At 66.4% G+C, this 24,954-nt stretch carries 16 protein-coding genes and 1 pseudogene; 7 read left to right on the top strand and 10 right to left on the bottom strand.

Annotated features, from left to right (window positions below; all coding sequences use genetic code 11):
* Window positions 1–163 precede the first annotated feature (163 nt).
* On the bottom strand, window positions 164–652 hold the full coding sequence (locus tag E4L98_RS24495) for a hypothetical protein (RefSeq protein WP_135204151.1): 489 nt from the start codon (window positions 650–652) through the stop codon (window positions 164–166).
* A 76-nt stretch (window positions 653–728) separates the two neighbouring features.
* Between E4L98_RS24495 and E4L98_RS24490 the strand changes: the two genes are divergently transcribed.
* Window positions 729–1,799, top strand: a complete 1,071-nt coding sequence (locus tag E4L98_RS24490; protein ID WP_229257551.1) for a porin — start codon at window positions 729–731, stop codon at window positions 1,797–1,799.
* 492 nt (window positions 1,800–2,291) lie between these two features.
* Window positions 2,292–2,684 carry a hypothetical protein gene (locus E4L98_RS24485; RefSeq protein WP_135204150.1) on the top strand — a complete coding sequence of 131 codons (393 nt, stop codon included), beginning with the start codon at window positions 2,292–2,294 and terminating at the stop codon, window positions 2,682–2,684.
* 4 nt (window positions 2,685–2,688) lie between these two features.
* Here E4L98_RS24485 and E4L98_RS24480 read toward each other — a convergent pair whose 3' ends face one another.
* Complete coding sequence (locus E4L98_RS24480) at window positions 2,689–5,700, bottom strand: sensor domain-containing diguanylate cyclase (protein ID WP_135204149.1); 3,012 nt, start codon at window positions 5,698–5,700, stop codon at window positions 2,689–2,691.
* Window positions 5,701–6,408, bottom strand: a complete 708-nt coding sequence (queC, locus tag E4L98_RS24475; protein ID WP_135204148.1) for a 7-cyano-7-deazaguanine synthase QueC — start codon at window positions 6,406–6,408, stop codon at window positions 5,701–5,703.
* Between the two features lie 101 nt (window positions 6,409–6,509).
* Here queC and E4L98_RS24470 point away from each other — a divergent pair, with 101 nt between their 5' ends.
* Together E4L98_RS24470 and E4L98_RS24465 are read left to right on the top strand one after the other, a co-directional pair.
* Entirely contained in the window at window positions 6,510–8,372 is a 1,863-nt protein-coding gene (locus tag E4L98_RS24470) for an autotransporter assembly complex protein TamA (protein WP_135204147.1), read from the top strand.
* Window positions 8,372–12,895, top strand: a complete 4,524-nt coding sequence (locus E4L98_RS24465; RefSeq protein WP_135204146.1) for a translocation/assembly module TamB domain-containing protein — start codon at window positions 8,372–8,374, stop codon at window positions 12,893–12,895. The genes E4L98_RS24470 and E4L98_RS24465 overlap by 1 nt, the downstream gene beginning before the upstream one ends.
* A gap of 146 nt (window positions 12,896–13,041) precedes the next feature.
* Here E4L98_RS24465 and E4L98_RS24460 read toward each other — a convergent pair whose 3' ends face one another.
* A complete protein-coding gene (locus E4L98_RS24460) occupies window positions 13,042–15,498 on the bottom strand; it encodes an alpha/beta hydrolase family protein (protein WP_135204145.1) in 2,457 nt (818 codons plus the stop codon).
* A 107-nt stretch (window positions 15,499–15,605) separates the two neighbouring features.
* On the opposite strand from E4L98_RS24460, the gene E4L98_RS24455 reads away from it, so the two are divergent.
* Window positions 15,606–16,133 (top strand): CcdC protein domain-containing protein, encoded by a 528-nt coding sequence (locus E4L98_RS24455; RefSeq protein WP_229257550.1) that lies wholly within the window; start codon window positions 15,606–15,608, stop codon window positions 16,131–16,133.
* Window positions 16,134–16,219: 86 nt separating this feature from the next.
* A complete protein-coding gene (locus E4L98_RS24450; RefSeq protein ID WP_135204143.1) occupies window positions 16,220–16,735 on the top strand; it encodes a hypothetical protein in 516 nt (171 codons plus the stop codon).
* Here the strand turns inward: E4L98_RS24450 and E4L98_RS24445 are convergent.
* The 5 genes from E4L98_RS24445 to E4L98_RS24425 form a co-directional block, all read right to left on the bottom strand.
* Window positions 16,732–19,569 (bottom strand): ATP-binding protein, encoded by a 2,838-nt coding sequence (locus E4L98_RS24445; RefSeq protein WP_135204142.1) that lies wholly within the window; start codon window positions 19,567–19,569, stop codon window positions 16,732–16,734. The genes E4L98_RS24450 and E4L98_RS24445 overlap by 4 nt on opposite strands.
* A gap of 3 nt (window positions 19,570–19,572) precedes the next feature.
* The gene (locus E4L98_RS24440) at window positions 19,573–20,343 is read right to left on the bottom strand and encodes a hypothetical protein (RefSeq protein ID WP_135204141.1); all 771 of its coding nucleotides are present in this window, start codon (window positions 20,341–20,343) and stop codon (window positions 19,573–19,575) included.
* Window positions 20,336–21,715, bottom strand: a complete 1,380-nt coding sequence (locus E4L98_RS24435) for a hypothetical protein (RefSeq protein ID WP_135204140.1) — start codon at window positions 21,713–21,715, stop codon at window positions 20,336–20,338. The genes E4L98_RS24440 and E4L98_RS24435 overlap by 8 nt, the downstream gene beginning before the upstream one ends.
* Before the next feature lie 132 nt (window positions 21,716–21,847).
* The gene (locus tag E4L98_RS24430) at window positions 21,848–22,609 is read right to left on the bottom strand and encodes a DUF3108 domain-containing protein (RefSeq protein WP_135204139.1); all 762 of its coding nucleotides are present in this window, start codon (window positions 22,607–22,609) and stop codon (window positions 21,848–21,850) included.
* 1 nt (window position 22,610) lies between these two features.
* Window positions 22,611–23,459, bottom strand: coding sequence for a DUF3108 domain-containing protein (locus E4L98_RS24425; protein ID WP_229257549.1), 849 nt, complete (start codon window positions 23,457–23,459; stop codon window positions 22,611–22,613).
* Between the two features lie 148 nt (window positions 23,460–23,607).
* Between E4L98_RS24425 and rsmI the strand changes: the two genes are divergently transcribed.
* Entirely contained in the window at window positions 23,608–24,516 is a 909-nt protein-coding gene (gene rsmI, locus E4L98_RS24420) for a 16S rRNA (cytidine(1402)-2'-O)-methyltransferase (RefSeq protein WP_135204137.1), read from the top strand.
* On the opposite strand, the pseudogene E4L98_RS30175 reads toward rsmI, so the two are convergent.
* Window positions 24,513–24,954: pseudogene (locus E4L98_RS30175) on the bottom strand (hypothetical protein); the annotation flags it as partial. The gene rsmI and the pseudogene E4L98_RS30175 sit on opposite strands and share 4 nt — an antisense overlap.

The raw sequence follows: 24,954 nt of genomic DNA, 5'->3' as shown, positions 1-24,954 counted from the left end.
CAAAAAAAAGCGGTGTTGATACACCGCAGAAAGGAGATGCCAATGTAGCAAACATGCCTGGGAAAAACGGGATCGCACGATTGAATGTTACATCCACTTACACGTTTATTTAACGAAATCTTAATTCTGCTCAAATACAGAGGCTTCCGGGCAAATAGTTTCCTCAGGGTTTTTTGTAACCATTTTCGATCCAGTTGGCAGCAGAAGTTGCGCTGAGCTTGAAAGTGGGCGGCACGCGCACCCGCGCCAGCGCCTCGCCGTACTCGTCGAAAGCGCTCAGCGTGGCATAGGGATCGTCTTCGTCCGGCGTGATGTCGAGACAAACCTTGACCGGCCCGTCATCGCTACCGACAGTCACATTCTTGTGCAACTGGGCGTGCAGCTGCTGTTCGTGGCGGCGGATCACCTCGCTGGCGGTCTTGACCAGGGTGTTGAAGGCGTTGACGTCCAGCGGCTTGGGATTTTTCTTGTCGCGGCCCATGGTCCAGGGACCGACCAGCGCCGGTTCCGGCTCGCCATCCTTGATCATGGCCACCGCCCAGCCATCGTCATCGTCGTTCTTGATCACGCGCGCGGTCCAGCCATTGCCTTGCCACAAGCGGTCTTCCTGCACCGGGGATTCGTCGTCTGGATTTGGGTAGGCTATGCTCATACTTATGGTCGTGTCGAAATAGGGAGGGGGCTGGAATAATAAAGGGCTGGCTCAGTATCAACAACAGGAAACCTTCATGATGCGCAAGATTCTCCCCGTTCTGCTCGCCGCGCTGTGCGGCCCCGCCTACGCCCAGAGCAACGTCCAGATTTATGGCCGCCTCAACGTCGGTCTGGAAAGCCTGGAGAATGACGGCCAGCGCGTCAACCGCGAAAGCAACTACCGCTCGGTGCTGGGCTTCAAGGGCACGGAAGACCTGGGCGGCGGCACCCACATCCTGTTCCAGATCGAGGGCACGCTGGCGCCCGACACCGGCGCCGGCAGTCCGGCCGCGCGCGACACCCGCCTCGGCATCGAAGGCGCGGCCGGCACCCTGTTCGCCGGCAACTGGGTGACGCCCTACAACGGCGCCACCACCGGCCTCGACCCGTATTATCCGACCACGGCCGGCTATATGAGCATCATGGGCAACGGTGCCGGCGCCACCGTCAACAACACCAGCGACACCTCTTCCTTCGACCGCCGCCAGCAGAACAGCGTGCACTACTGGACGCCGCTGTGGCACGGCCTGCAGTTGCGGGTGGCCCAGGGACTGAGCGAGGAGCGGCCGGCCAGCGGCGCCAAACCGTCGCTGAGCTCGGGCGCGCTGATCTGGGAACAGGGACCATGGTACCTGAGCGCCGCCTACGAGCGTCACCACGAATACCAGGGGCCGGGGTTGAACGACGGCGCCGCCAAGCTGGCTGCCGCCTACCGCTTCGACAACACCCGCGTGGCGCTGATCGGCGAACGCTTGCGCTATGAGACCGCGGCCGGCACGCTGAAGCGCAACGACGTCTACCTGTCGGTCACGCACCAGCGCGGCGCGCACGGCTTCAAGCTGGGGATCGGCCACGCCGGCGACGGCAGCGGTAGTGCGCCGGACGGCGTCACCATCGGCTTCGCGCGCAAGGGGGCCGACACCGGCGCCACCCACTACACGGCCGGCTACGACTACACCCTGTCCAAGCGCAGCAGTGTCTTCGCGTATTACAGCCACATCCACAACGAGCGCCGCGGCGTGGTCGACTTCGCCATCAACAGCCTGGGTGCGCAACCGGGCGCCACGCTCAAGGGCATAGTCCTGGGCGTGCGTCACAACTTCTGAGACGGCAAGCCCGCGCCACGGCGGGCTCCTTCGGATACCGACCTCAACAGGTCATGCACGGCGCCCGTTCGGCGATCGGCGGCCTGGGGGGAGCGATGCGCGGATCGATGGCCGGTTCCGGCAGCTGATAGGTAAATGGCGTGATGATAATCGGCGGAATCGTCGGCGGTGCCGAAGGCGGGCCCTTGGGGCCTCCGCCGGACAGCTGCAGGGCGCTGCGCTGGCGCCGGGGCCGTTTGCGTGCCGAGGATAACGATTGACCCTCGCTTATTGCTAGCCAAGCCATGTTATACCCTCCATATTGCGAGTGAGATTTACAGTCTAGTTCACCATATCTTTAAATCAAGGCATAAGTCGGCTCTGACCCCGATCTCGCGCGTTTCATGCCGCAAATTTGCCGGTCTGTCGCACGCCGCTGGCTGGCGCGGGGCGCCGCCGCTACAGTTTGATCATGCCAGACGGCATTGAACAATAAACCCAACGGGGCCAGCCATGAACATCACCGCAAAAAAACTGATACTTACCCTTATTGTCCTGCTGTTCGCCGTGGCGGTCGGCCAGGCGCTGTTCGGCGACGGCATGCATGTGAATATCGATGGCGACGAGTTCGACGGCCCGCTGGGCGCCGTGTTGAGCGTGCTGTTCGGCGGCGCCGGCCTGCTGCTGGCCGGCGTGATCATGACCGCGGTGGCGATGTTCCTGTGCGTGCTGTTCGCCGGACTCGGCATCGTGGCCGTGGCCGGCGTGGCGCTGGCGGCGGCGATCGCCGTGGCGCTGGTGTCACCGCTGCTGCTGCCGCTGCTGATCCCGTTCGGCCTGTACTGGTTCTTCGTTTCCCGTCCGCGCAAGCTGCGCACCCAGGCCGCGCTGGAACAGCCAGTCTAAGCTTTCAACCGGAAGCGGCCGGGACCTGATGCCCCGGCCGGTCCGCCTCCACGTCCAGCGTCACCACCCGGTTGCGGCCGCCGCGCTTGGCGCTGTACAGGGCCTGATCGGCACGTATCAGCGCCGGGTCGCTGCCCGGATATTTACCGCCCATGGCGGCGATGCCGATGCTGACGGTGATGTGCAGCGCGACGCCATCGTCCAGCCGCAGCGCCATCTGCGCCACGCGCTGGCGCAGACGCTCGGCAAACACCGCCGCCGCGTCCAGCTCGGTGCCCGGCAGCAGGATGGCAAATTCTTCGCCGCCGATGCGGCCCAGCATGTCGATCTTGCGCTGGCCTTCACGCATCAGTTCCGCCAGCTGGCGCAGCACCGCATCGCCGGCCGCGTGCCCATGTTCATCGTTGATGCGCTTGAAGTGGTCGATGTCGAGCAGCAGCACCGCCGCGCAGGCCGCGATGTCGCGCTGCACCCGCCCCTGCTCCTGCGCCAGCCGCTGCATGAATTCGCGCCGGTTCGGCAGGCCGGTGAGGAAGTCGGTGGTGGCCAGCACGCGCAACTCGTCGTGCATGCGCTGGCGCTCGGTGATGTCCAGCGTCGACACGATCACGAAATCCAGGCTGTGCGTATGGCCCGGCATCACCAGCAAGGTCAGTTCGTTCAGGCGCGCCACGCCATCCAGACGCTCGAAGCTGCCCTCGCTGGCGTAAAAGTGGCGTCCCTGCGCCAGCGCGGCCACCGCGCGCGCGAAGCTGGGCATGGCGCTGGCGTCGAAGTTCTGCGCCAGCGTCAGTTCGGCCATGTCCTTGCGTCCCGGCGGCGCGGCCACCTGTTCCAGCGCCGCGGCGTTGCAGTCGAGGATGCGCACCAGCGACGCCAGCCGCCGCAGCTGGCTGGGATTGGCCAGCAGATAGGCTTCCACTTCGTCGGCGCCCGACAGTTCCAGTTCCGCCAGCGCGCCGCGCAGCGCCGACCAGTCCTGCTCCCACAAGGCCACCGGCGCGTGATCGTACAGGCTGCGGAAGCGCGCCTCGCCGGCGCGCAGCGCCACCGCGGCCCGCGCCTGCTCGATGGCGATGCCGGCCAGCCGCGCGGCCTGTTCGATCAGCGCGATGTCGGCCAGCGTCGGCCGCCGCGGCGCGCGGTGGTAGATGGCGAAGGTACCCAGCACCGCGCCGCTGACGCTGAAGATCGGATCGGACCAGCATGCGCCCAGGCGCGCCTGCAGCGCCAGGTCGCGGTACGTCAGCCAGCTCGGGGCGTTGCGGATGTCCTCGACGATCACCCGGCTGCGCGTCACCACCGCCTCGCCGCAGGCGCCGACGCCGTGGGCGACCGCCATGCCATGCACGGCGGCGTTGTAGAACGCCGGCAGGCTGGGCGCGGCTCCGACCAGCAGCCGTTCGCCGCGTTCGTCGAGCAGCAGGATGCTGCACAAAATGTCCTGGTTGTCGGCCTCCACGCCCAGTACCACGCTTTCCAGGATGGTCTGCAGCGGCGCGCCGGTGGCCAGCAGTTCCAGCACCCGGCTGCGGGTCTGCTCGCGCTGCTCGATCCGGGTGCGCTCGGTGATGTCGCGAAAGGTCCAGAGACGCGCCGGCTCGCTGCCCAGTTGCAGGCCGCGCGTGAACTTCTCGATCACACGGCCGTCCCGGGTATGCAGGATCTCGTGTGCTTCACCGGGCTGCTCCAGCTGCGGCCCGCATTCGGGGTGGCGCAGCTGCGCGCACATGTGCGCCATCAGCACCGCGCCGTCGCTTTGCCAGTCCAGGTGCTCGGGCACGTTCCACAATTCGCGGAAGCGGCGGTTGGAATTCAGCACCGTGCCTTTCAGGTTGTCGACCAGGATGCCGTCGATGGTGGAATCCAGGATGCTGCGCAACATGGTCTGGCTGCGCTGCGCGCTGTCGGCCAGCACCATCAGCGTGGTCTGCCCTTCCTGCAATTCGCCGGCCAGCGTGCGGCTGTGCGCCAGCGCCTCGCGCGCGCGCAACCGGCTGCGCGCCAGCAGCCATGTCAGCCACGCCAGCAGAAGGCTCAGCGCCACGCCGGTGGCGGCGATCTGCCGCGCCTTGTCGCTGCGTGCCGGCGCCGCGCCGCCGGCCGCGGAAATGCGCAGCGTCCAGCGGTGATTGGCAATGCTGATCTGCTGGCGCGTACTGCGCCGCGGCTCGCCCGCCACCGGCCAGCTGTCGTACATGCGCGCCTCCGGCGTGATGGCGTCGCCGTCGTAGATTTCGATATCCAGCGCGGCGGCGCGCGGCCCCCCCAGCCCCGCCATCAGATCGCCGATGCGGAACGGCGCAAACACCCAGCCGGCGATGGCGGCGCGGCGCTCGGCCAGCGTGCGCACCGGTCGCGTATGGCGATACACCGGCAGCACCACCAGCACGCCCGATTGCGGTGGACTGCCGGCCTCCTGCACCAGCCGTATCCGGGAACTCATCACCGGCAGGCCGGCGTCGCGCGCCTGCTCCAGCGCGGCGCGGCGGTGCGGCTCGGACGCGGTGTCGAAGCCGAAGGCCACGCGGTTGTTGTCGTCGAACGGTTCCAGATAGACGATGGGCGCCAGCCAGCCGCGCGCCGTCGGCGGGAATACGCGGTACGCCGGAAAGCCCTGGCGCCGCACGGCCGCCTCGTGCGCCTCGCGCCAGTCCGCGCCGATCAGGCGGATGTAGCCGACGCCGTGGATGCCGGGGAAGTGGCGCTGCAGGTCCTGCGCCTGAACATAGGTACGGAACTCGTCGCGGTCGACTTCCTCGGAACTGGCGAACAGTCCCTGCACGCCGTACAGCACCTGCACATAGGTCTGCATGCGCTGATCGAGATTGTTGACCAGCTCGCGCACGCGGCCATCGAAATCGCTCTGCGCATCGTGCTCGGCGTCGGCGTCGGCGCCGTGCCACAGGGTGGCGGTGATCCCCAGGCAGCTGGCCAGTACCAGCAGCGGCAGAACGCCCGGCGAGAGCAGATTCTGCAGCAGGCGGCGCGGCCGTGCCTGAGGTGGAGAAGGCATCTACACCTCGGTGCCCACGAACTGATGGTAGCCGCGCGCGCGCAATACGCAGGCCGGGCAGGTGCCGCAGCCGTAGCCCCAGTCATGCAGCGCGCCGCGCTCGCCCAGGTAGCAGGTGTGGGTGCCGTCGCGGATCAGGTCGACCAACCGCTGGCCGCCCAGTTCCATCGCCAGTTCCCAGGTCTGTTTTTTATCGCGCCACATCAGCGGCGTCTCCAGCTTGAAGCGCTGGTCCATGCCGAGGTTGAGCGCCACCTGCAGCGCCTTCATGGTGTCGTCGCGGCAGTCCGGGTAGCCGGAGAAATCGGTTTCGCACATGCCGCCCACCAGCACCGTCAGGCCGCGGCGGTAGGCCACCGTGGCGGCCACCGTCATGAACAGCAGGTTGCGGCCGGGGACGAAGGTGTTCGGCAGGCCGTTGGCCTGGGTCTCGATGGCGATATCGTGGGTCATCGCGGTCTGCGAGATGGCGGAGATCAGCGACAGGTCGATCATGTGGTCTTCGCCCAGTTTGGCGTCCCAGTCGGCGGAATGTTCGCGCAGGCTTTGCAGCAGCTTGGGACGCACGGTCAGTTCGACCGCATGGCGCTGGCCATAGTCGAAGCCTATGGTCTCGACGCGCGCATAATGTTTGAGCGCCCAGGCCAGGCAGGTGGTGGAGTCTTGGCCACCGCTAAACAGGACCAGAGCGGAATCGGTAGGCAGCATAGTGTTTTCCAGATGAGGCAATATTATTAGTACGCCATCTTTTGGGGCAATCCGGTAACATGCTTATCAGCGTACATTCTAGCGTACACCCATGGAGTCTCATGTTACCGGCATCGCCAGCAAAAAAACGGGCAGGACTGCGAATTTTGGCACAAGTTGTGGCAAAAGTACTCGCCTGCCTGATCGTGGCCAGCGTGGCCACTGTGGCCGCGCCAGTGCGGGCGGCCGAGGGCCTGAAATACGACGTGCGCATCGACGCCCCCGGCGACATCCGCGCGCTGCTGGAAAAGAACCTGGATCTGGAGCGTTTTCGCGGCAATGACCGCATCGACCGCGAACAGCTGCAACGGCTGGTGCGCGTGGCGCCCGAACAGATCCGCACGCTGGTGGCCACGGAAGGCTATTATTCGCCCGTGGTGAGCGCCCGCCTGGACCGGGAAACGGGCACGCCGCAGGTGCTGGTCAAGGTGGAACCGGGCGAGCCGGTGCGCGTTGACGCGGTCGACCTGGTGATGCAGGGCTTCGCCGCGCCGCCGGACCAGAAACCGGAACAGCACTTCGACCTCAACGCGCTCAAATCGGCGTGGCCTTTGAACAAGGGCCGGGTGTTCCGCCAGGACGAGTGGGAATCGTCCAAGCGCGCCATGCTGCGCTCGGTGGTGCAGACACGCTACCCGCGCGCGCAGCTGGTCGAGAGCCAGGCCACGGTCGATCCGGAAGCGCACACCGCCAACCTGCGCGTGGTGATCGACAGCGGTCCGGAGATGCGCTTCGGCGAGCTGCGCATCGAAGGCTTGAAGCGCTATCCGGAGTCGGTGGTGCGCAACCTGAACCAGATCCATCCGGGCGACTACTATAGCGAGGCGGCGCTGCAATCGTACCAGTCGCGCCTGCAGGACACCGGCTACTTCGCCAGCGTGGAAGTCAGCGGCGACGTCGGCGCCATCCTCAACGAACAGCTGGACGCCGCCGCCAAAACGCCGGAGCAGAACGCGGAGCAGGCCATGCCCCCGCTGCCGCTGCTGGTGCGCGTGGTCGAGAACAAGCGCAAGAACGTCAGCGCCGGTATCGGTTATTCGACCAACACCGGCAATCGCGCCTCGCTGACCTACGACGACCTGTCGGTGTTCGGCCTGCGCATGAAGAGCGCGCTGACGCTGGAAACCAAGCAGCAGACCGCCACCAGCAATTTCTATTTCCCGGTGACGCCGGACGGCTATAACGACAGCATCGGCGCCTCGTTCCAGCGCAGCGACATTTCGGGCGAGGTGACCAGCGTGGCCAGCCTCGCCGCCAAGCGCGCCTGGGGCACGCCGCTGCTGGAGCGGAATCTGACGCTGGAACTGCTGACCGAGACCAAGACCGTGGGCGGTATCCCGTCCAGCCAAAGCAAAAGCCTGCCGCTGACCTACGGCGTCACCTGGCGCAAGCTGGACAACCTGCTGTTCCCGACCAAAGGCTACGCGATCAACGCGCAGCTGGGCGGCGCGCTGCTGCCGGTGCTGACCGATGAGGCGTTCGTACGCGGCTACCTGCGCGGCGTGACCTACCTGCCGCTGGGGACCCAGTCGAACGCCATCTTCCGCGGCGAATTCGGCGCGCTGACCTCGCGCGACAAGAACGGCGTGCCGGCGGTGTACCTGTTCCGCGCCGGCGGCGACCAGTCGGTGCGCGGCTACGGCTACCAGGAACTGGGCGTGCCGGTGGACGGCGCGATCACCGGCGGCCGCTATCTGCTGACGGCCAGCGCCGAGTACCAGTACTGGTTCAAGCCGGCCTATGGCGCGGCGGTGTTCTACGACGCCGGCAACGCCGGCGATTCGTTCAGCGCCCTGCATCCGAAATCCGGTTATGGCGTCGGCGCGCGCTGGAAGAGTCCCGTCGGGCCGATCAACGTCGATATCGCTTACGGCCACGCGGTGCACAAGGCGCGTCTGCACTTCTCGCTGGGGTTCACTTTCTGATGGCTGACCAACAAGATAATCCGCAAGAGACCAAGGCCGCCACCAAGCGCCGCCGCTGGCCACGCTTCGTGGCGATCGGCCTGGCGGTGCTGGTGCTGCTGGCGGGCGGCGCTCTCTGGCTGCTGGGCCGCGAATCGACGCTGCAGCAGCTGGTGCAGCGGCTGTCGAACGCCAGCGGCGGACAGATTACGGTGACGGGCGTATCCGGCTCGCTGTATCACCGCATGCACATCGATAAGCTGGTCTTCCGCGGCAAGGACAGCGTGATCACGGCGGAGCAGATCGACATCAACTGGTCGCCGTTGCAGTATTTTTCGGCGGGACTGACCATCAGCGAACTGCATGCGCGCAGCCTGCTGGTGCAAAGCACCGGTCCGTCGGAACCGGCCAGGATGCCGGAGACGCTGGCATCGCCCATCAGGCTCAGTGTCTCGGACGGGCGGCTCGACAAGCTGACGCTGACCAGCGACAGCGGCAGCAACGTGATCGAACGCCTGCGCTTCAAGCTGGAGGGAGACCGCGCGCGCTGGCAGCTGCGCGACGCTTCCGCGCATACGGCGTTCGGCGACGTCGCCGCCGAGCTGACCATCGCCGGGGTCAAGCCTTATCCGCTGCAGGGCAAGGCGACGCTGACGCAAACCGCCGGCGATGCGCGCCTGGCCGCGCAGGCCGGCGGCGATCTGGCGCTATTGCGGCTGAAGGCGCAAGCCTCGGCCAATGGCGCCAGCGGCGAAGCGGCGCTGGCACTGGCGCCGTTCGACACCATCATCCTGCGCGCCATCGACCTGACCGGCCGGGATCTCGATCCGTCAGGCTTCAACGCCGAGTGGCCGCAGGCGAAGTTCAGCCTGAAGCTGAACGCGGACGTCGGCCAGGATCAGAAGCTGTCCGGCCAGTTCGCGCTGCTCAATCAGGGCAAGGCCGCGCCGCTGGACCAGCATGGGCTGCCGCTGCAAGCCTTCAGCGGAAGGCTGGACGGCACGCTCACCTCCTCTGTTTTGGATAACGTGCTGCTCGACCTGGGCGCGGCGGGCAGGTTCACCGGCGGCGGCAAGGTGGATCGCAGCGGACCGGAAGCAGGGATCGATGCCGCCACCTTCAAGCTGCATACCGAGCGGCTGGATCTGAAGGACATCCACAGCAGCATCAACAAAACCGCGATCGCCGGCGATATCGCGCTGACCAGCACACCGGTCAAGCAGTCGCTGACGGCGGCGCTGGCCGACAAGGGGGTGCGACTCGATCTGCAAGCCACGCTGGCGGATGCGCTGCTGCAGCTGCATCAGGTGCGGCTGCTGGCGAAGCAAGGCAGCATCAGCGCCACCGGCCAGGCCAGCCTGAAGGACAAGCAGGAGTTCAGCGCCAGGCTGGTGGCCGATCATTTCGATCCGTCGGCGCTGGGCAGCGGCTATCCGCTGGCGGACCTGAACGCGGAGGTCAGCGCCAAGGGCGCGCTCGCGCCGGAATGGCAGGTGTCGGCCGGCTTCCAGATCAAGCCGAGCAAGGTGGCCGGCCAGACCTTCACCGGCAACGGCAGGCTGAATGCGGATGCGCGGCACATCAGCGGTGTCGATGCGCACCTGGCGCTGGCGCAGAATACGGCGGACGTCAGCGGCAGTTTCGGCGCGCCGGGCGAACAGCTGCGCTGGAAAGTCGACGCAAAGCAGTTATCGGTACTGAGCAGCGACCTGCTGGGCGCCCTGAGCGCATCCGGCGCCATCACCGGCACCATGGCAACGCCGCGCAGCAGTTTCGAAGCCGACGCCAAGGGGCTGGCTTTCGCTTCCGCCAAGCGCCCCTCTGACAGCGCGATCCATGCGAGCGGCGATGTGGCCATGGTCAAGGGCACGCCGGAGCTGAAGATGAACGGCAGCGTACAGCGCGTGAACCCGGCCAGCTTCGGCGCCGCGCAGGCGGGTTCGGTCAACGCGACCTTCAGCGCGGAAGCGCATCTGGCCGAGGTCTGGCGCGCCAGCGCAAACGTGTCGCTGCAGCCATCCACGTTTGCCAACGCACCGCTGTCCGGCCACGCGAAGCTGACGGCCTCCAAGGGCAATATCATCGGCGATGCGGATATCGATCTGCATCTGGCATCCAACAGCCTGCAGGCCAAGGGCAGCTTCGGCAGCGCGCTGGACAAGCTGGAATGGCGGCTCGACGCGCCGCAGCTGGGCGCACTGGGGCCGCAGTTCGGCGGCGCATTGCGCGCCAACGGCACACTATCGGGCACCACGGCGCGGCCGGCGGTAGCCGTTACGCTGGACGGCAAGGACATCCGCGCACCGGGCCAGCAGCAGATCGGCGCCATCCACGGCAGCGCCACTCTCGGCAACACCATCGCCATGGCCAACGCCGCCAGTTCAACGGCGGCAGGCAGCGACGCAGCCACGCGGCGCGGCGCGGCGGGCGGCGCCACGTCTGGTCGGAGTGTAACGACGGGCGATGCTGCGCGGCGCAACGCTGCGGCAGCGGATGTCATGGCCGACGTACCGCTGGTCAGCGACCTCGAAATCACTCGCTACGTCGCGCCGGCGATTTCGCTCGACAAGGCGCGGCTGCAGACCAGCGGCACGCGCTCCGCCCACACCATCCAGCTAACGGCCAGCAATCCCGACTTCGACGCCGCGCTACGCGTCAAAGGCGGCTGGGCCAACGACACCTGGACCGGCGCCATCGACACCCTGCAAAACAAGGGTCGCTTCGGGTTCACGCTGGCCGCGCCGGCGTCGCTGAAGCTGGTCGCACCGGAAGGTACCGGCGTCGCCGGTCTGTCCAAACCAGAGCGGATCGCGCTGGGCGGCGCCACCATCAACCTGCCCAAAGGCGCGCTGCGCATCGACTACCTGGAAAAGAATGGCGCCGCCTGGCGCAGCAAGGGCCAGGCCGCCGGCGTCCCCGTCAACTACCGTGCCCAGCTCTCCGACGCCTGGCGCGAAAATGTCCGCAGCAACCTGGCCATCGGCGCCGAATGGAACCTGGACCTGCAAGCCGCGACCAAAACGCTGGCCGGCATGGCGCACGTCTACCGCGAACAGGGCGACATGACCATCACCGGCGCCGACCTGCCGCAGCCGCTCGGCCTGCGCACGCTGGACGCGCGCGCCGACGTCAACAACGGCACCCTGCGCGTGCAGCTCAACGTCGACGGCGAGCGTATCGGCCAGACCAGACTCGATGGCAGTGCCCAGCTGCGCGACGGCCGCCTGGCCGACGACAGCAGCTTCACCGTCAGCGGCAGTGCCAACATGGGCTCCCTGGCGTGGCTGGCGCCACTGGCCGGCCAGCCGGGTCTGGAAATCGACGGCACGCTGAAGGCCGACATCAGCGGCAGCGGCACCATCGCCGCGCCGCAGCTGAACGGCGACATCACCGGCGCCAATCTCAGCGTCAACTGGCTGGACCAGGGCATCAAGCTGCGCAACGGCCAGCTGCTGGCCCACCTGACCGGCGACCAGCTGCAGCTGCAAAAGCTCGCCTTCACCGGCAACAAGGGCAGCGCGCAGGCCGATGGCTGGATACGCTACGCCGGCAACGAGGCCACCATGCAGCTCAAGCTCGGCGCCGACAAACTGGAAGTGCTGTCGCGCCCCGACCGCATCCTCACGCTGAGCGGCCAGAGCACGCTGGTGCGCGACGCCAGGCACTTCCAGCTGGACGGCAAATTCCGCGCCGACCGCGCCAACATCGAACTGGCCGGCGCCGACACGCCGACGCTCAGCGACGACGTGGTCATCGTCGGCAAATCCAAACCGGCGGCCAAGGCGCCGCAAGGCATGCCGCTGAATATCGACGTGGAAGCGGACCTCGGCGACGACTTCAACCTGAAAGGCAAAGGACTGGAAGCCCAACTGGCCGGCACGCTGCGCATCCGCATCGCCGACCGCCGTCCGCCACGCGTCAACGGCAGCATCCGCGTGGTCAACGGCACCTACGCGGCGTACGGACAGAAACTGGCGATCGACCGCGGCGTGATCAACTTCACCGGCGCCTACGACAATCCGGGCCTGAACATCCTCGCCGTGCGCCGCCGCCCGGAAGGCGAGGCGCTGAGCGAAACCAACGTGGAAGCCGGCGTCGAAGTGCGCGGCACGGCGCTGGCACCGCAGGCCAAGCTGGTCTCCAACCCGACCGTTTCGGACAGCGACAAACTGGCCTGGCTGGTGCTCGGCCACGGCATCGACAACACCCAGGGCAACGAGATGGCCTTGCTCGGCACCGCCGCGGGCGCACTGTTCGGCGGCAGCGGCCAGGGCAAGCTGGCCAGCAAACTGGGCGTGGATGAACTGGGCCTGGGTCAGGCGGCCGGCACCTCCACCGCCGGCGCCGCCACGGGGCTGCAAAACACCGTGGTCACGGTCGGCAAGCGCATCTCGGCGCGGGCCTACCTGAGCTTCGAACAGGGCGCCAGCACCGCGACCAGCCTGGTCAAACTGAAGTACAAGCTGAACCCGCGCATCACGCTGCAGTTCCAGACCGGCACCAACAACGCGCTGGACGTGCTCTACACCTGGGCCTTCGATTAGGACGGATTATGATCGGGCACCGGATCATCCTGCGGTACCGGATGCGGCAGGTTCGGCGGCACGGGATCGTCCGCCGGGATGGGATCGGGGGCGCGGTGAAATAATTTCATGGTCTGTCGCTCCAGTCGGATTCACAGCGCCCTATTTTACGCCCTTGCGTTGCGCACGTATTTCTCCAGCCACGCATCGGTCTCGTACAGCATGTGCATGATGGACTCGCGCGCGCGGTAGGCGTGCGATTCGTTCGGCAGCATCACCAGCCGCGCCGTGCCGCCCAATCCCTTGATGGCCTGGAACATGCGCTCGCTCTGCAGCGGGAAGGTGCCGGAGTTGTTGTCCTCGGCGCCGTGGATCAGCAGCAGCGCATCCTTGATCTTGTCGGCGTTATTGAACGGCGACATGGCCTGGTACACGGCCTGCGCCTGCCAGAACGGCCGGTCTTCCGACTGGAAGCCGAACGGCGTCAGCGTGCGGTTGTAGGCGCCGCTGCGGGCGATCCCGGCGCGAAACAGGCGCGTGTGCGCCAGCAGGTTACCGGTCATGAAGGCGCCGTACGAATGGCCGCCGACGGCGATGCGGTGGCGGTCGGCGACGCCGCGCCGCACCACCTCCTCCACCGCCGCCTGGGCGGACGCCACCAGCTGCTGCAGGTAGGTGTCGTTGGGCTCCTCGTCGCCGCTGCCGACGATGGGGAAGGAGGGATTGTCCAGCACCGCATACCCGGTGGCCAGAAACGCCGCCGGCCCCCAGTAGCTGACGGCGTTGAAGCGGTACGGCGAGCCGGTGGTCTGGCTGGCCGCGCCGGTGGATTTGAATTCCTGCGGATAGGCCCACATCAGCAGCGGCAGCGGACCGTCGCGCTGCGCATCGTAACCGGGCGGCAGCATCAGCGTCGCGGTCAGTTCGACACCGTCTTCACGCACGTAGCGGATCTGCTCCTTGTAGACGTCGCGCAGCTGCGGCGTCGGATGCGGATAATGCGTCAGCGCCGTCAACTGCCCGCCTTCCGGTTTGGTCAGATCGCGGATGTAGTAGTTCGGCCGTTCGGTCGGCGATTCGCGCGTGGTGAGCAGCAGCGTGCCATCCTCGTTCAGTACCGCCGCCGTGTTTTCGTAGTACGGCGCGCTGCTCTGGAACAGGCGCTCCTTCTGCCTGGTGGTCAGGCTCAGACGGTCGATGAAAGGGCGTTCGCCGTCCGGTGTGGCGCCGGCGCCATCGAGCAGGATGGTGGTGCCGGGACCGATCACCAGCCGCGGGAAACCGCTGGCATCGGCGCGCATGACCGGTGAGCCGGGGCTGTTGTAACGATCCTCGTAGGACCCCGAGTGGATCAGCTCCGGCGCCGTCGACAAATGGCCGGGCGCGATCATCCACTGATTGTAGGCGCGCGTCTTGTGCCAGCGTTCATTGATCAGCGCCACGTCGTCGCGTCCCCAGGCGATGCCGGCGAAGCGCATGGTCAGGCGCGCCAGCACCAGCGGCGGCTCGCGGAACGGCGCCGCGTGCAACAGCACCAGATCGCGGATGCCGTCCACCACCTCGCGCGCGGGATCGCCACCGTCCTGCGCCTCGGCCCATACCAGGCTGGCCGGCGCATCGGCGCGCCACGACACGTGGCGCACGCCGGCCGACACCGCGTCGTTCCCCGGCGGCAGCCCCTCTTCCAGCGGCAGCGTGGCCACCGCGTGCACCACTTCGCCGTGCAGGTCGCGCACTTCGATGCGCTCGCCGAAGCCATGCGCCGGCACGATGTAGGAATACGGCCGCGTGATGCTTTGCGTGAGCAGATACTCGCCGCCCGGCGCCACCGAGGTGCGCGTGAACTGGTCCGGCGCGCCGATGGGGCGCGCCTGGCCGTCCAGGTCCAGCAGCACCATCTGTACCGTGATGTAGTATTCGAACAGACGCGCGTCGTCCTCGTTCTTCAGCAGATCCTGATAGGTGCGCAGTTGGCGCACATTGCCATCCGGGTCACTGTCCTGCTGTATCGGCCCGTTCGGGATGCCGCTGGCGGCCGGCGGCTTGCTCATGCCTTCCGGACGCCAGTGGACCAGCAGCCCGCTGCTGTCCGGCAGCCAGTTGAAGCCGCGCGTCAGCACCGCCGACAGCGGCTGCGGCGACAGCTTGCGCGCCCGGCGTTCGGCGATATCGACCAGCCACAGTTCCATGGCGCCGCCCTCGCCATCCAGCGCCACGTGGCTGAACGCCAGGTGGCGCTGGTCCGGCGACCAGCTCCAGTCGGCCACCCGCAGGTCGGACGGCAGACCGCCGATCGCCATTTCCTCGCGCGTCGCCAGCGCCATCAGACTCAGGCCGGTGCCGAAGGAAAAACGGGAGGAAGCATGGATGCGCGGGTTGATGCGCAGGCCGGCCAGCTTCAGCTCCGGCTGCGCCACTTCGGCGATGCCGGGCAGCGCCGGCGTCTGGATCACCGCCACCATGTCGCGCTGAGGGCTCAGGCTCAGTGCCGGCGCGCGCGGCGCGTCGACCAGGGCCTGCAAGGCGGCAGGCGGCAGGCGATAACCACCCGGCTCCGCGCCGGCTTGCGGCAAGGCGGCCATCAGGCCCGTATTCGATTGCAACTCAGAGGTTGGCTGGTTCATGGAATCCTTCCGGTCAGGTTGCTCAGTTCGTCTATCCTAGCCGCGATTGCCGATTCGTGCCGTACAATCTCTGTTTTCATGTACATGCATTCGGACAGATTATGGAAATGACCACACTCGTACTGCTGCTGCTGGTGCCGCTGGCGGTATGGCGTATCTATTCGCGCCTCAAGCGCCTCATGAGCCGCACCAAGTCGGAAATGTGGCATCACTATCTGACCTTGTGCGTGATGGGCGTGATGCTGCTGGGCGTGGCCATCAACATCTTCGGCAACTGGATCGCGCTGGCGGCGCTGCTGGCCGGTGCCATCGTCGGCGCCCTCCTCGGCCAGCGCAACATGAAGCTGACCCGTTTGGAAAACCGCGCCGAAGGCTTTTTCTACACGCCCAACCGCACCCTCAGCCTGCTGGTGGCCATGCTGTTCATCAGCCGCCTCATCTACCGCTTATTTGAGGCCTATCTGCATATGCACAATGGCATGCCGCTCGATCCGGATTTCCTGGGTAATCCGCTATCGGCCTGGGTGTTCGGCCTGCTGGGCGGCTATTTCGGCCTGTACGCCTGGCTGCTGATCCAGTGGCGCCGCACGCAAAAGCCGGTGCCGCGCCCGATAGACATATTCGACATTAAATAAGCCACAGTGCTATCGTAAGCGTGCGGTGCGGCCGCGATTTGGTGGTATGCTGAATCTATCCGCACGGCAACAAGATTGCACGGCTTATGAATACGTCCATCTACGACAAGACTGCCAAAGGCAGGGAGGAGATCGCGACCCGCAAGCACCAGCTTGCGACGCGGCTGCGCACCTTGCTGGTCCTGGTGGACGGCCGCCGGCCCGAGGACGAACTGCTGCGCAATGTGGCGGGACTGGGGCTGACCGCCAGCGCCTTGCAGGAACTGCTGGATGGCGGCTACATCGTGCTGGCCACCAGTTACGCGAGCCTGTCGGAGCCGGAGCCGGAACCCTTGCCCGAAGCGGAGGCGGCGCCGCTGCCCGGGTTGCCGACGCCGGAGCAGGTGCGGCAATTCCAGTCGGTCTACGACTTTTATAACAAGACCATCAAGAGCACCATGGGCCTGCGCGGCTTCACCCTGCAGCTGAAGGTGGAAAAGGCCGGCAGCGTGGACGACCTGCGCCAGCTGCGCACGCCCTATCTGGAAGGCGTCACCAAAGCAAAGGGCCGCGATACCGCGGCCCTGCTGGTGCAGCAACTCGATCAGCTGTTGGCCTCTTAAGCGGCCGCCTTCTTCGGCGCCTCCTGCTGCTGGCGGCGCTGCAGTACGAAGATCGGCTGCGCCCACTGCGTATCCTTCTTCTTTTTGCTGGTGATCAGCGTCAGTTCGGAAGGATCGTAGACGTCGGTGTTGTGGGTCAGCGGCGTCGTCATCAGATACTGCGCATCGGTGTTCTTCAGGAACTCGCCGACCAGCTGGATGTTGCGGATATCCAGGTGGGCGAACGGTTCGTCGATGAACACGAAGCCGCCGGAACCTTCGTCCGATTTCAGCAAACCAATCAGCAGCACCAGCGATTTCATCACCTGCTGGCCGCCGGACGCCTCGCCGTCGTTCATGCCGATCACGCCCTTGCCGTCGAACTTGAAGCGCACATGCAGACCGGCCTGCGCCAGCTGCACGTCGTCGTTTTCCAGCTTGACCGGGTCGGCCTGCACCTCAATGCCGGCCAGCTGGCCCAGCTCCTTGATGTTGGCCGCATAGGTCTTGATGGTGTAACGCAGACGCTCGATGTAGGCGCCGCGCGCGTTGCCGGTGGCCTCGATCGCGCGGTTGTTCTGGTAGCGGCGTTCCTCGGTTTCCGACTGGCGCGAGCTCAGTTGGTCGTTCAGGCGCTGATACTGGTCGATCACGGTCGCATCCAGTTCCCAGTCGCTGCGCGCCAGGCTGGCTTCCAGACTGTGGATGCGCAACGTGACCTGGTGCGCGTTCTGATGTTCCTTCACCAGCGCCAGGCGGCGCGCAATGCGGCGCCAGCCCTGCGGCAGATGACGCCAGCTCTTGCGCATGCCCAGCAGCACGCGCGCGTGATCGCTGCGCTGCTCGAGCTGACGCTTGTGGTTCAGGCGCATGCCCGCTTCCGCTTCCGACAGCGCAAAGCGCGCGTTCTGCCAGGTGGTGTCGGCGCGCGTGCGCGTGACCACCGCGTTCTTGATCAGGTTCTGCAGCTCGCCCAGGCGCGCGCCGACTTCGGTGCGCTCGTTGCGCAGCGGCGCGATGCTGCGTTCCGCCTCGTCGAATTCCTCCGAGCGTGCCGACAGCTCTTTGGCCGCATCGACGCCGGCCAGGCGCGTCTTCAGCGCGCTGATCTCGGCGGCCAGCTTGGACACCACCAGCGTCAGCTGGTCTTCCTGCGCCTCCAGCGCCGGCAGGCCTTTCTGGATCGCCTCCAGACGCTGGGTACGGCCGGCGGAGCCGAAGCGGTAACGCGACACTTCCACGAACAGCGAACGGCCGCCGCGGCGTTCACGGTGATAGGCTTCCGGCGTGATCCACTCTTCATGGCTGCCCAGCTTCGCGCCCTGATCGACGTTGTCGACGCGGGTGATGCGCGACAGCTGTTCCACCAGCCACGCCGGCACCTTGGCCGAGAACTTCACCACCGACATCAGGCTGTCGTCCTTGATGGTCGGCGCGTGCACCAGGTCCGGCACGATGAAGTGACGATAGCGTTCCTTCTCCGCCAGCCGGTAGGCGGCCGAGGCGTCGGACGGTTTATCCAGCAGCACCACCGAGGCATAGCCCGACAGCACACCCTCGATCGCGCCCTGCCACCTGGCGTCGGTCACCTCGACGATATCGGACAACATGACGTGACCGATGCCGGCGTCGTTCAGCACACGGCGCATGGCGCGCTGCGCTTCCGGTTCCGGCATCGCGGTCTTGCCCTGCAATGCGGAGATGGTCGACAGCTCGCCGGCGATTTTGGCCGACACCGCGTCGCGCGCGGTGCGCTGGCGCGCCAGTTCGATTTCCTTTTCCTGCAGCGTCTTGGCCACTTCGGCCAGGTCGGCGCCGGAATCGGCCGCCAGCTTTTGCAGGCGCGCCTTCTGCTCGAGCAGGCTTTCCAGCGGCTTCAGCTTGCCGTTGATGTGCGTCAGGCGCGTCTGCAGCGAGGTCGATTCCTGCTCCAGCACCGTTTCGTGCTGCTGGGCGTCGGTCAGCGCCTTGGCCTGCGCGGCCAGCATGGCGCGCTTGTCGGCCAGCTGGGCGTCGGCCTGCATCAGCGGCTTGCGCGCTTCGCGCAGCTGGCGGCTCAGGTTCGCGTGCTTTTCGCGCACCTCGTGGTATTCCAGCGTCGGCAGCACTTCTTCCTGCAGATTGCGGCGCTCCTGGTTGAGCGTCTCCCACTGGTGGTAGTTGGCGACGCGCAGGCGCAAGCCTTCCAGATTGGTGCGGGAAGCCTCCAGCTCCGCCTCGAAGCGCTTCAGCTCCGTCTCGGTGTCGCGCTGGTGGCGCTTGGCCTCGTCGTAGGCGTCCAGCACCTCCTTGTCGCCGAACACCTGGAACACCAGGTCCAGCAGCTGGCGCGGCGCGTATTCGCACAGCTTGTCGGTTTCGCCCTGCTCCAGCGCCAGCACTTTCGCCATGGCCGGCGACAGGCCGGCGTTGGCCAGGCGCTTGCGGTAGTTTTCCACGCCGAGCCAGTCGGTGGCTTCGCCGACTTCCTCGATCTGCACATTCCCGGGCCGCATCAGGTACTGACGCTTCCAGTCGCCGCCGTTCTTCTGCACCTGGCAGAACAGCGTCACCTCGTCTTCGGCGAAGAAGCCGGAGCTGCGGAACGGCCGGTTGGACAGCTGGCGGCCGACCGGCTTGTTGTCCACCACCGCGCGCAGCCAGGCGGTCTGCTGGCCGCTGTGACGGGCGTAGTGCTTGTACGTGCGGCCCATCGAGCAATCGAGGCCGAACAGCGTGCGCAGCGCGTCCAGCAAGGTGGTCTTGCCGGAGCCGTTCTGGCCGGCGATGGTGATGATCTTGGCGTCCAGCGGGATATTCTTGATGCGTTGCCAGTAATCCCAGTGGACCAGTTCTAGCGATTTGATTTGAAACATGGCTTAGTCCTTGGCTGGAGTGTCGTCGTCGAGCGGCGCCGGCGGCGGCGCTTCGAAAGCCGGCAGAATGTCTTCTTCCTCGACCGGCGCGGCGGCGGTTTCCTCCACCGCGATCGGCGGCGTGCTGCGCGGGACGGCGATGATCTGCGCCGGCGCGCGCTTGAACACGTCGGCCAGGGCGCCGTTGACGATGCGTTCCTTCAGCAGATCGGTATCCATCAGCAGGTCCAGCAGCGGGCCCTCGACGATCACGTCGCCGCGACGCTCGATGAAGCCCAGCTTGCCCAGGATGCCGAGGTTCATGTCCAGGCGGGTCTTCTTGCCCAGCTTGTCGCCGAAGTCGGCCAGCAGCGCCTTGTAGGCGATGCCGATCGAGGTGTCTTCCGCGCGCGGCAGCGGCTTCTCGGTGCCGAACATATCGTTCTGATCGTCCTCCGCGTGCTGGTGCGTCTCCTGGCGTTCGCGCTTGGGCAGAATGATCTGCGCCCACAGCACCACCAGCAGCGCCACGCCGTCGCGCGACAAGCCGAAGTTATTGTTTTGCCAGACATCGCGCGCGCCGAAAATCTTCGGTTCGATGGCGCGGTGCAGGGCCAGCGTCACGTGGTCGGCATAGACGTTATCGAGCAGCTTCATGCCGACCGCCAGCAGACGGGCATCGACTTCGGCGCGGAACTGTTCATCCGACAGCACGCGCTTGACGGCTTTGTCGTCGCGGCGCAGGGTCTGGTGCGTCAGCAGGCGCGCGATCAGGATTTGTGCATCATCATTCATCGGACTTCTTCTCGCCTTCCGGATTCAAGGACAGTGACAGGGAGGCCAGGGACATGGCCGCCACCTCGAGATCGGGCAGCTGGACCAGTTCATCTTGCAGCGTGAGTTTCATCGGCAGGCGCGCCAGTTCGGCGGTGGCGCCCTGCAGGCGCGCTTCCTCGGCGTCGCCCAGCAGCGGCAGCAGCGAGGCGCGGTAGGACGCCACGGCGAACGACGCCGGCAGCAGCGAATCCTGCACCGCGATGGCTTTCGGCGCCTCCTCGGCGACGCTGGGGAAATTGCCCAGGGCGGCGAAATCGGACAGGCGCGCCAGCCAGTCGTCCAGCTCCTGCTGCATGGCGGGGCCGTCGCTGACGGTGGTCGGGGCATCGGTGCCGGTGGGCAGGCCGTTATTCACGGCGGGATCGGGTCGGTCGGTCATCAGTTCGGTTTCAGCCACGTCGATCATCTCGGCGGGGGTCATAAACAACGGCACCACCGGCTGGTCAATGGCGTCGGTGGCCAGCGAAGCCAGGTCTTCGTGCTCCAGCAGCCAGCGCTTGATATCGGTGGTGGACAGGCCGGACTGGCCCAGGTGCACGCGCTGGCGCTCGATCTGGTTGAGCGCGCGCGAGAACATGCCCTGCATGTTCAGCAGCGCCGACTGCGCGCGGCCGATCGCCTGCGCCGCCTTGTGGGTGGCGCTGTCGGCGTTTTCGTCGGTGGTGATGGCGCGCAGGATTTCCGAGCCCTTCTCCACCCAGTCGCAGGCCATGTGCCACTTGGCCTGCGAAGCGCGCAAACGGAATTCCGAACCGGAGGCGATGGCGTCCGAGAATTCCTCCGTCAGTTCCACCAGGCGGCCCAGCAGATGGTGCAGCTGGTCGACGGTGACGCCGCCCATCACCTGGGCGCCGGCCACCTGCGACAGCAGGAAGCCCATTTCGGCGTTGTCGTCCTCCTCGCGGCCCATGGCCAGCAGGCTGTCGATGGCCGAGAGCACATTGCGCGCCATCGGCGTCACGCGGTACACGGCCTGCTGCGCGTCCCAGGCCAGCAGCTGATTCGAGCGCAGACGGATCAGCACCGTCTCCAGCGACTCCGGCAGCAGATAGGCCAGACGGGTATTGATGTCGGCGCGGGTAAAGCTGGTCGAACCGGTGTCCGAGGCCAGCTCGCGCAGCACCAGCAGGCGCACCAGCACGCCCTCGAAGCCGCCGTGGAACAGCGCGGTAAACACCTGCAGCAGCGGCTGCGCGCGCTTCAGGTGATACACCTGCTCGATTTCATCGGCGGATATATGGGGTTGGAAGTGGGCCTGCAGCGCGTCGTTCTGCAGCTGCGGGTCCGGCGCCTGCTCGGGCGCGGCTTCACTTGTTATCGGTTCGATCATTCTTTGCCATTCTACGCAATGCACAAATTCGGGGTCAGAGCCGACATTCGGACATTGAATCGCATGCGATTCAATGTCCGAATGTCGGCTCTGACCCCGACTTCAAGCGAGGGGCGTCAGTATAGCAGGACGCTATTTCTTCACGGCCTTTTCCAGCGTCTGGTCGACGAAGTCGCCGTCGGTGTCGTTGAACATCACCCGCACCGGGTACCAGTCCATGGATGGCGCCAGCCACAGGTCGACCTGCTGCCCCTTGGCGTCCGGCGGCGGCGCCTTGACCAGGTGGACCGCGCTGATCTCGCCGGCGCCGGTCTGCACGTTCTCGGTCTTGATCACCTTGAAGCTCCATTGCTCGGCGTCGCGGCGGCCGGCCACGAACAGGTGGAATTCGCTGCCCGGCTTGAACTTGTCCGGCGCCGCGCGCGCGATGGCGGCCAGCTGCCAGGTCACGCTGCTGCGATCCTGCTCCCCTCCCAGGATGGGATAGGTGGCGTCGCTTTCGGTGAATGCAATGGTCCTGGCGTCGCGCTTGAAGCTGGTGGTGTACGGTTCCTTGCGCAGCCGTTTTTCATAGAAGGTGACCGGGGCGATGCCGAATTCGTCCAGCGCGCCCTCGCTGCGGTTTTCCACCACCTTGCCGAAGATGGAGGCGCGGCTTTCGGTCAGGATCGAGTAATGGCCGTCGCCGGCGCGCCACTGGATGGTGGCCACGCCGTTCAGCGACAGGCCGCTCTGCTTGATCTTCAGGTTGTAACTGAGGTCGGCCGACGGCGGCATGTTGGTCGGCCGCTTGACGCTCGGGTGCTCGCCCGACGCAGGTTCCAGCGCGGCGCTGGCGCCGTGGGCGGCCGCGGCCAGCAGCAGGGCAGCGCAGAAGTGGGTGATATTATTCATACTATTTACTCAATTCTTTCATTTTGGTGATGGTCTGCGTGGTCAGCGCGCCGCTCGCCTCCGTGTTGCGGATGCGGATCGGATACCAGTTCAGTCCCGGCGCCAGCCAGATGTCCAGCCTGGACGAATACGTGCCGGGCTTGGGTGGCCGGGTCAGATGCCAGGTGACCACCTTGCCCATGTCGGTTTCGATTTCATCTTCGCCCACCAGCTGGAAGCGGAATATGGTCGCTTCCTTGTCTTCGCCAACCTGGATATCGATATCGCTGCCGAACTGGTTGACGTCGGCCCGGCCGATGCCGCCCAGCTGGAACGGCACCGTGGCCTTGTCCTGCGCCCCCACCAGCAGCGGGTAGCTGGCCTCCGACGCCGAGAAGGTGATGGTGCCGGCGTCGCGGTTGAAGTGGGTCGCGGTCTCCGAGCGGCGCGCGCGCTTTTCGGTGAACGTGGCCGGGGCGATGCCGTAATCGTCTATCGTGCCTTCGCTGCGCAGCGACAGCAGGTTGATGCGGGCGATCAGCAGGCTGACGCCCGCCTGCACCGAGGCGGTGTAGTGGCTGCCGTCAGTATGCCACGACATGGTGGCGGAGCCCGTCCATTTGGTGCCGTCGGCATCGACGCGGTCGACGTGCACGTCGAAGCTGGCCGATGGCGGCAGATTGACCTTGTAACGCCGGCCGCCCTGGCGCGGCGCATCCACCGGCACGGCGGCCGATGGTGTCGCGCCGTCCGCGGCGGCCGGCGCGGCGGTCTCGCCCGGCGCGGTGACGGCAAACACTTCGGCCGCCGGCGCTTCCGGTTCCGGCGGCGGCTTGGGCAGAGGTTGCGGCTGCGGTTTGTATTCGATCACCGGTGGCGCACTTGTTTTTGCCGTCTGGGGCGCGCACAATCCTCCCGGCGCGTCGCAAAACGGCGTACTGCACGCACTCAGCACTGCGGCGCTCAGGCACCACAATGAGTACAACAGCGTCAACCTCACACTTTTCATCCTACCTCCAATGAGCGACCTCGTATCCAGTTTCATTGCCAGTTTGCCCGTCATGAGCGAAACGGCGCATCAGACCTATCCTAGCGCAACCTTGTACGTCGTGGCGACCCCCATAGGCAATGTGACCGATATTACGCTGCGCGCGCTGCACGTTTTGAGCCTGGTCAATGCGGTGGCATGTGAGGACACGCGCAATACGGCGACGCTGATGGGCCGCTTCGGCCTGCAGAAGCCGCTGATTGCCGCGCATCAGCACAATGAGCGCGAGGCGGCCGAGACGCTGATCGCGCGGCTGCGGGAGGGCGAGCGGATCGCGCTGGTGTCGGATGCCGGCACGCCGGCGGTGTCGGACCCGGGCGCGCGCATCGTCGACGCGGTGCGCGCGGCCGGTTTCCGCGTGCTGCCGCTGCCGGGTGCGTCGGCGGCGGTGACGGCGCTGTCGGCCAGCGGGCTGGTGAACGATCAGTTTTACTTTGTCGGCTTTCTGCCGGCCAAGGCCAAACAGCGCGAGAATGTCCTGTCCAGCCTGCGCGCGGTGACGGCCACCATGGTGTTTTACGAGGCGCCGCACCGCATCCTCGATTGCGCCCATGCGCTGGCGACCGTGTTCGAGCCGCGGCGCCAGGTGGTGTTCGCGCGCGAGCTGACCAAGATGTTCGAGGAAATCCACCGGTGCCCGCTGGCCGAGGCGGAAGCCTGGATCAAGGCCGACGGCCACCGCGAAAAGGGCGAATTCGTGATCCTGCTGGAAGGCGCCTTGCCCGAAGACGGCGAAAACGATGCCGAGGCCGACCGCGTGCTGCAAGTCCTGCTGGCGGAGTTGCCGGTAAAACAGGCCGCCGGGCTGGCGGCGCAGATCACCGGCCGCAAGAAAAACGCCCTGTACCAGCGTGCGCTGGAGCTGAAACCAGCCGGCTAAAACTTGCAGTGCTTGTCGGCGATCCAGACCAGCGGCGCCAGCAGGCCGGCGCCGGCACCGGCCTGCAGACAGTCATATTTCTTGGCGCTGGCCACGCCCTTTTGCAGCCTGGTTTCGTGATCTTGCGGATAGAGCGGATGCGCTTCCAGCTGCGCGACCGGCAGGCCGGCGCGGGCGGGATCTTTCTCGTTGGCCACCTGGCGCGCGGTTTTCAGCGCCGCGTTGATGTCGAATTGCTTCGGCTGTTGTTCAGGGTGGAAAGGATCGGCGGCCGGCGGCAGCGTGATGGCCTGCGATTCGGCGGGCTTGGGCTGGGCCACCACCGCCGGAGCCGAGAGCGGCGCGCTGGCGCGTGGCGCCTGGTCGGCACGCGCCAGTTCCCGCTTCTGCCTCTGGCGCGGCGGCTGTTTGGGCGGTGGCGGCGGCTCGGCCCTGGCG

This window comes from Duganella callida (assembly GCF_004614165.1).
Classification (GTDB): Bacteria; Pseudomonadota; Gammaproteobacteria; order Burkholderiales; family Burkholderiaceae_D; genus Rugamonas; species Rugamonas callida.
This window is presented reverse-complemented; position numbering and strand designations above follow the sequence as displayed.

Excerpts from the sequence above, each read along its gene's own strand:
- E4L98_RS24495 (WP_135204151.1), bottom strand. The coding sequence starts at position 652 with ATGAGCATAGCCTACCCAAATCCAGACGACGAATCCCCGGTGCAGGAA.
- E4L98_RS24490 (WP_229257551.1), top strand. The coding sequence starts at position 729 with ATGATGCGCAAGATTCTCCCCGTTCTGCTCGCCGCGCTGTGCGGCCCC.
- E4L98_RS24485 (WP_135204150.1), top strand. The coding sequence starts at position 2,292 with ATGAACATCACCGCAAAAAAACTGATACTTACCCTTATTGTCCTGCTG.
- E4L98_RS24480 (WP_135204149.1), bottom strand. The coding sequence starts at position 5,700 with ATGCCTTCTCCACCTCAGGCACGGCCGCGCCGCCTGCTGCAGAATCTG.
- queC (WP_135204148.1), bottom strand. The coding sequence starts at position 6,408 with ATGCTGCCTACCGATTCCGCTCTGGTCCTGTTTAGCGGTGGCCAAGAC.
- E4L98_RS24470 (WP_135204147.1), top strand. The coding sequence starts at position 6,510 with ATGTTACCGGCATCGCCAGCAAAAAAACGGGCAGGACTGCGAATTTTG.
- E4L98_RS24465 (WP_135204146.1), top strand. The coding sequence starts at position 8,372 with ATGGCTGACCAACAAGATAATCCGCAAGAGACCAAGGCCGCCACCAAG.
- E4L98_RS24460 (WP_135204145.1), bottom strand. The coding sequence starts at position 15,498 with ATGAACCAGCCAACCTCTGAGTTGCAATCGAATACGGGCCTGATGGCC.
- E4L98_RS24455 (WP_229257550.1), top strand. The coding sequence starts at position 15,606 with ATGACCACACTCGTACTGCTGCTGCTGGTGCCGCTGGCGGTATGGCGT.
- E4L98_RS24450 (WP_135204143.1), top strand. The coding sequence starts at position 16,220 with ATGAATACGTCCATCTACGACAAGACTGCCAAAGGCAGGGAGGAGATC.
- E4L98_RS24445 (WP_135204142.1), bottom strand. The coding sequence starts at position 19,569 with ATGTTTCAAATCAAATCGCTAGAACTGGTCCACTGGGATTACTGGCAA.
- E4L98_RS24440 (WP_135204141.1), bottom strand. The coding sequence starts at position 20,343 with ATGAATGATGATGCACAAATCCTGATCGCGCGCCTGCTGACGCACCAG.
- E4L98_RS24435 (WP_135204140.1), bottom strand. The coding sequence starts at position 21,715 with ATGATCGAACCGATAACAAGTGAAGCCGCGCCCGAGCAGGCGCCGGAC.
- E4L98_RS24430 (WP_135204139.1), bottom strand. The coding sequence starts at position 22,609 with ATGAATAATATCACCCACTTCTGCGCTGCCCTGCTGCTGGCCGCGGCC.
- rsmI (WP_135204137.1), top strand. The coding sequence starts at position 23,608 with ATGAGCGACCTCGTATCCAGTTTCATTGCCAGTTTGCCCGTCATGAGC.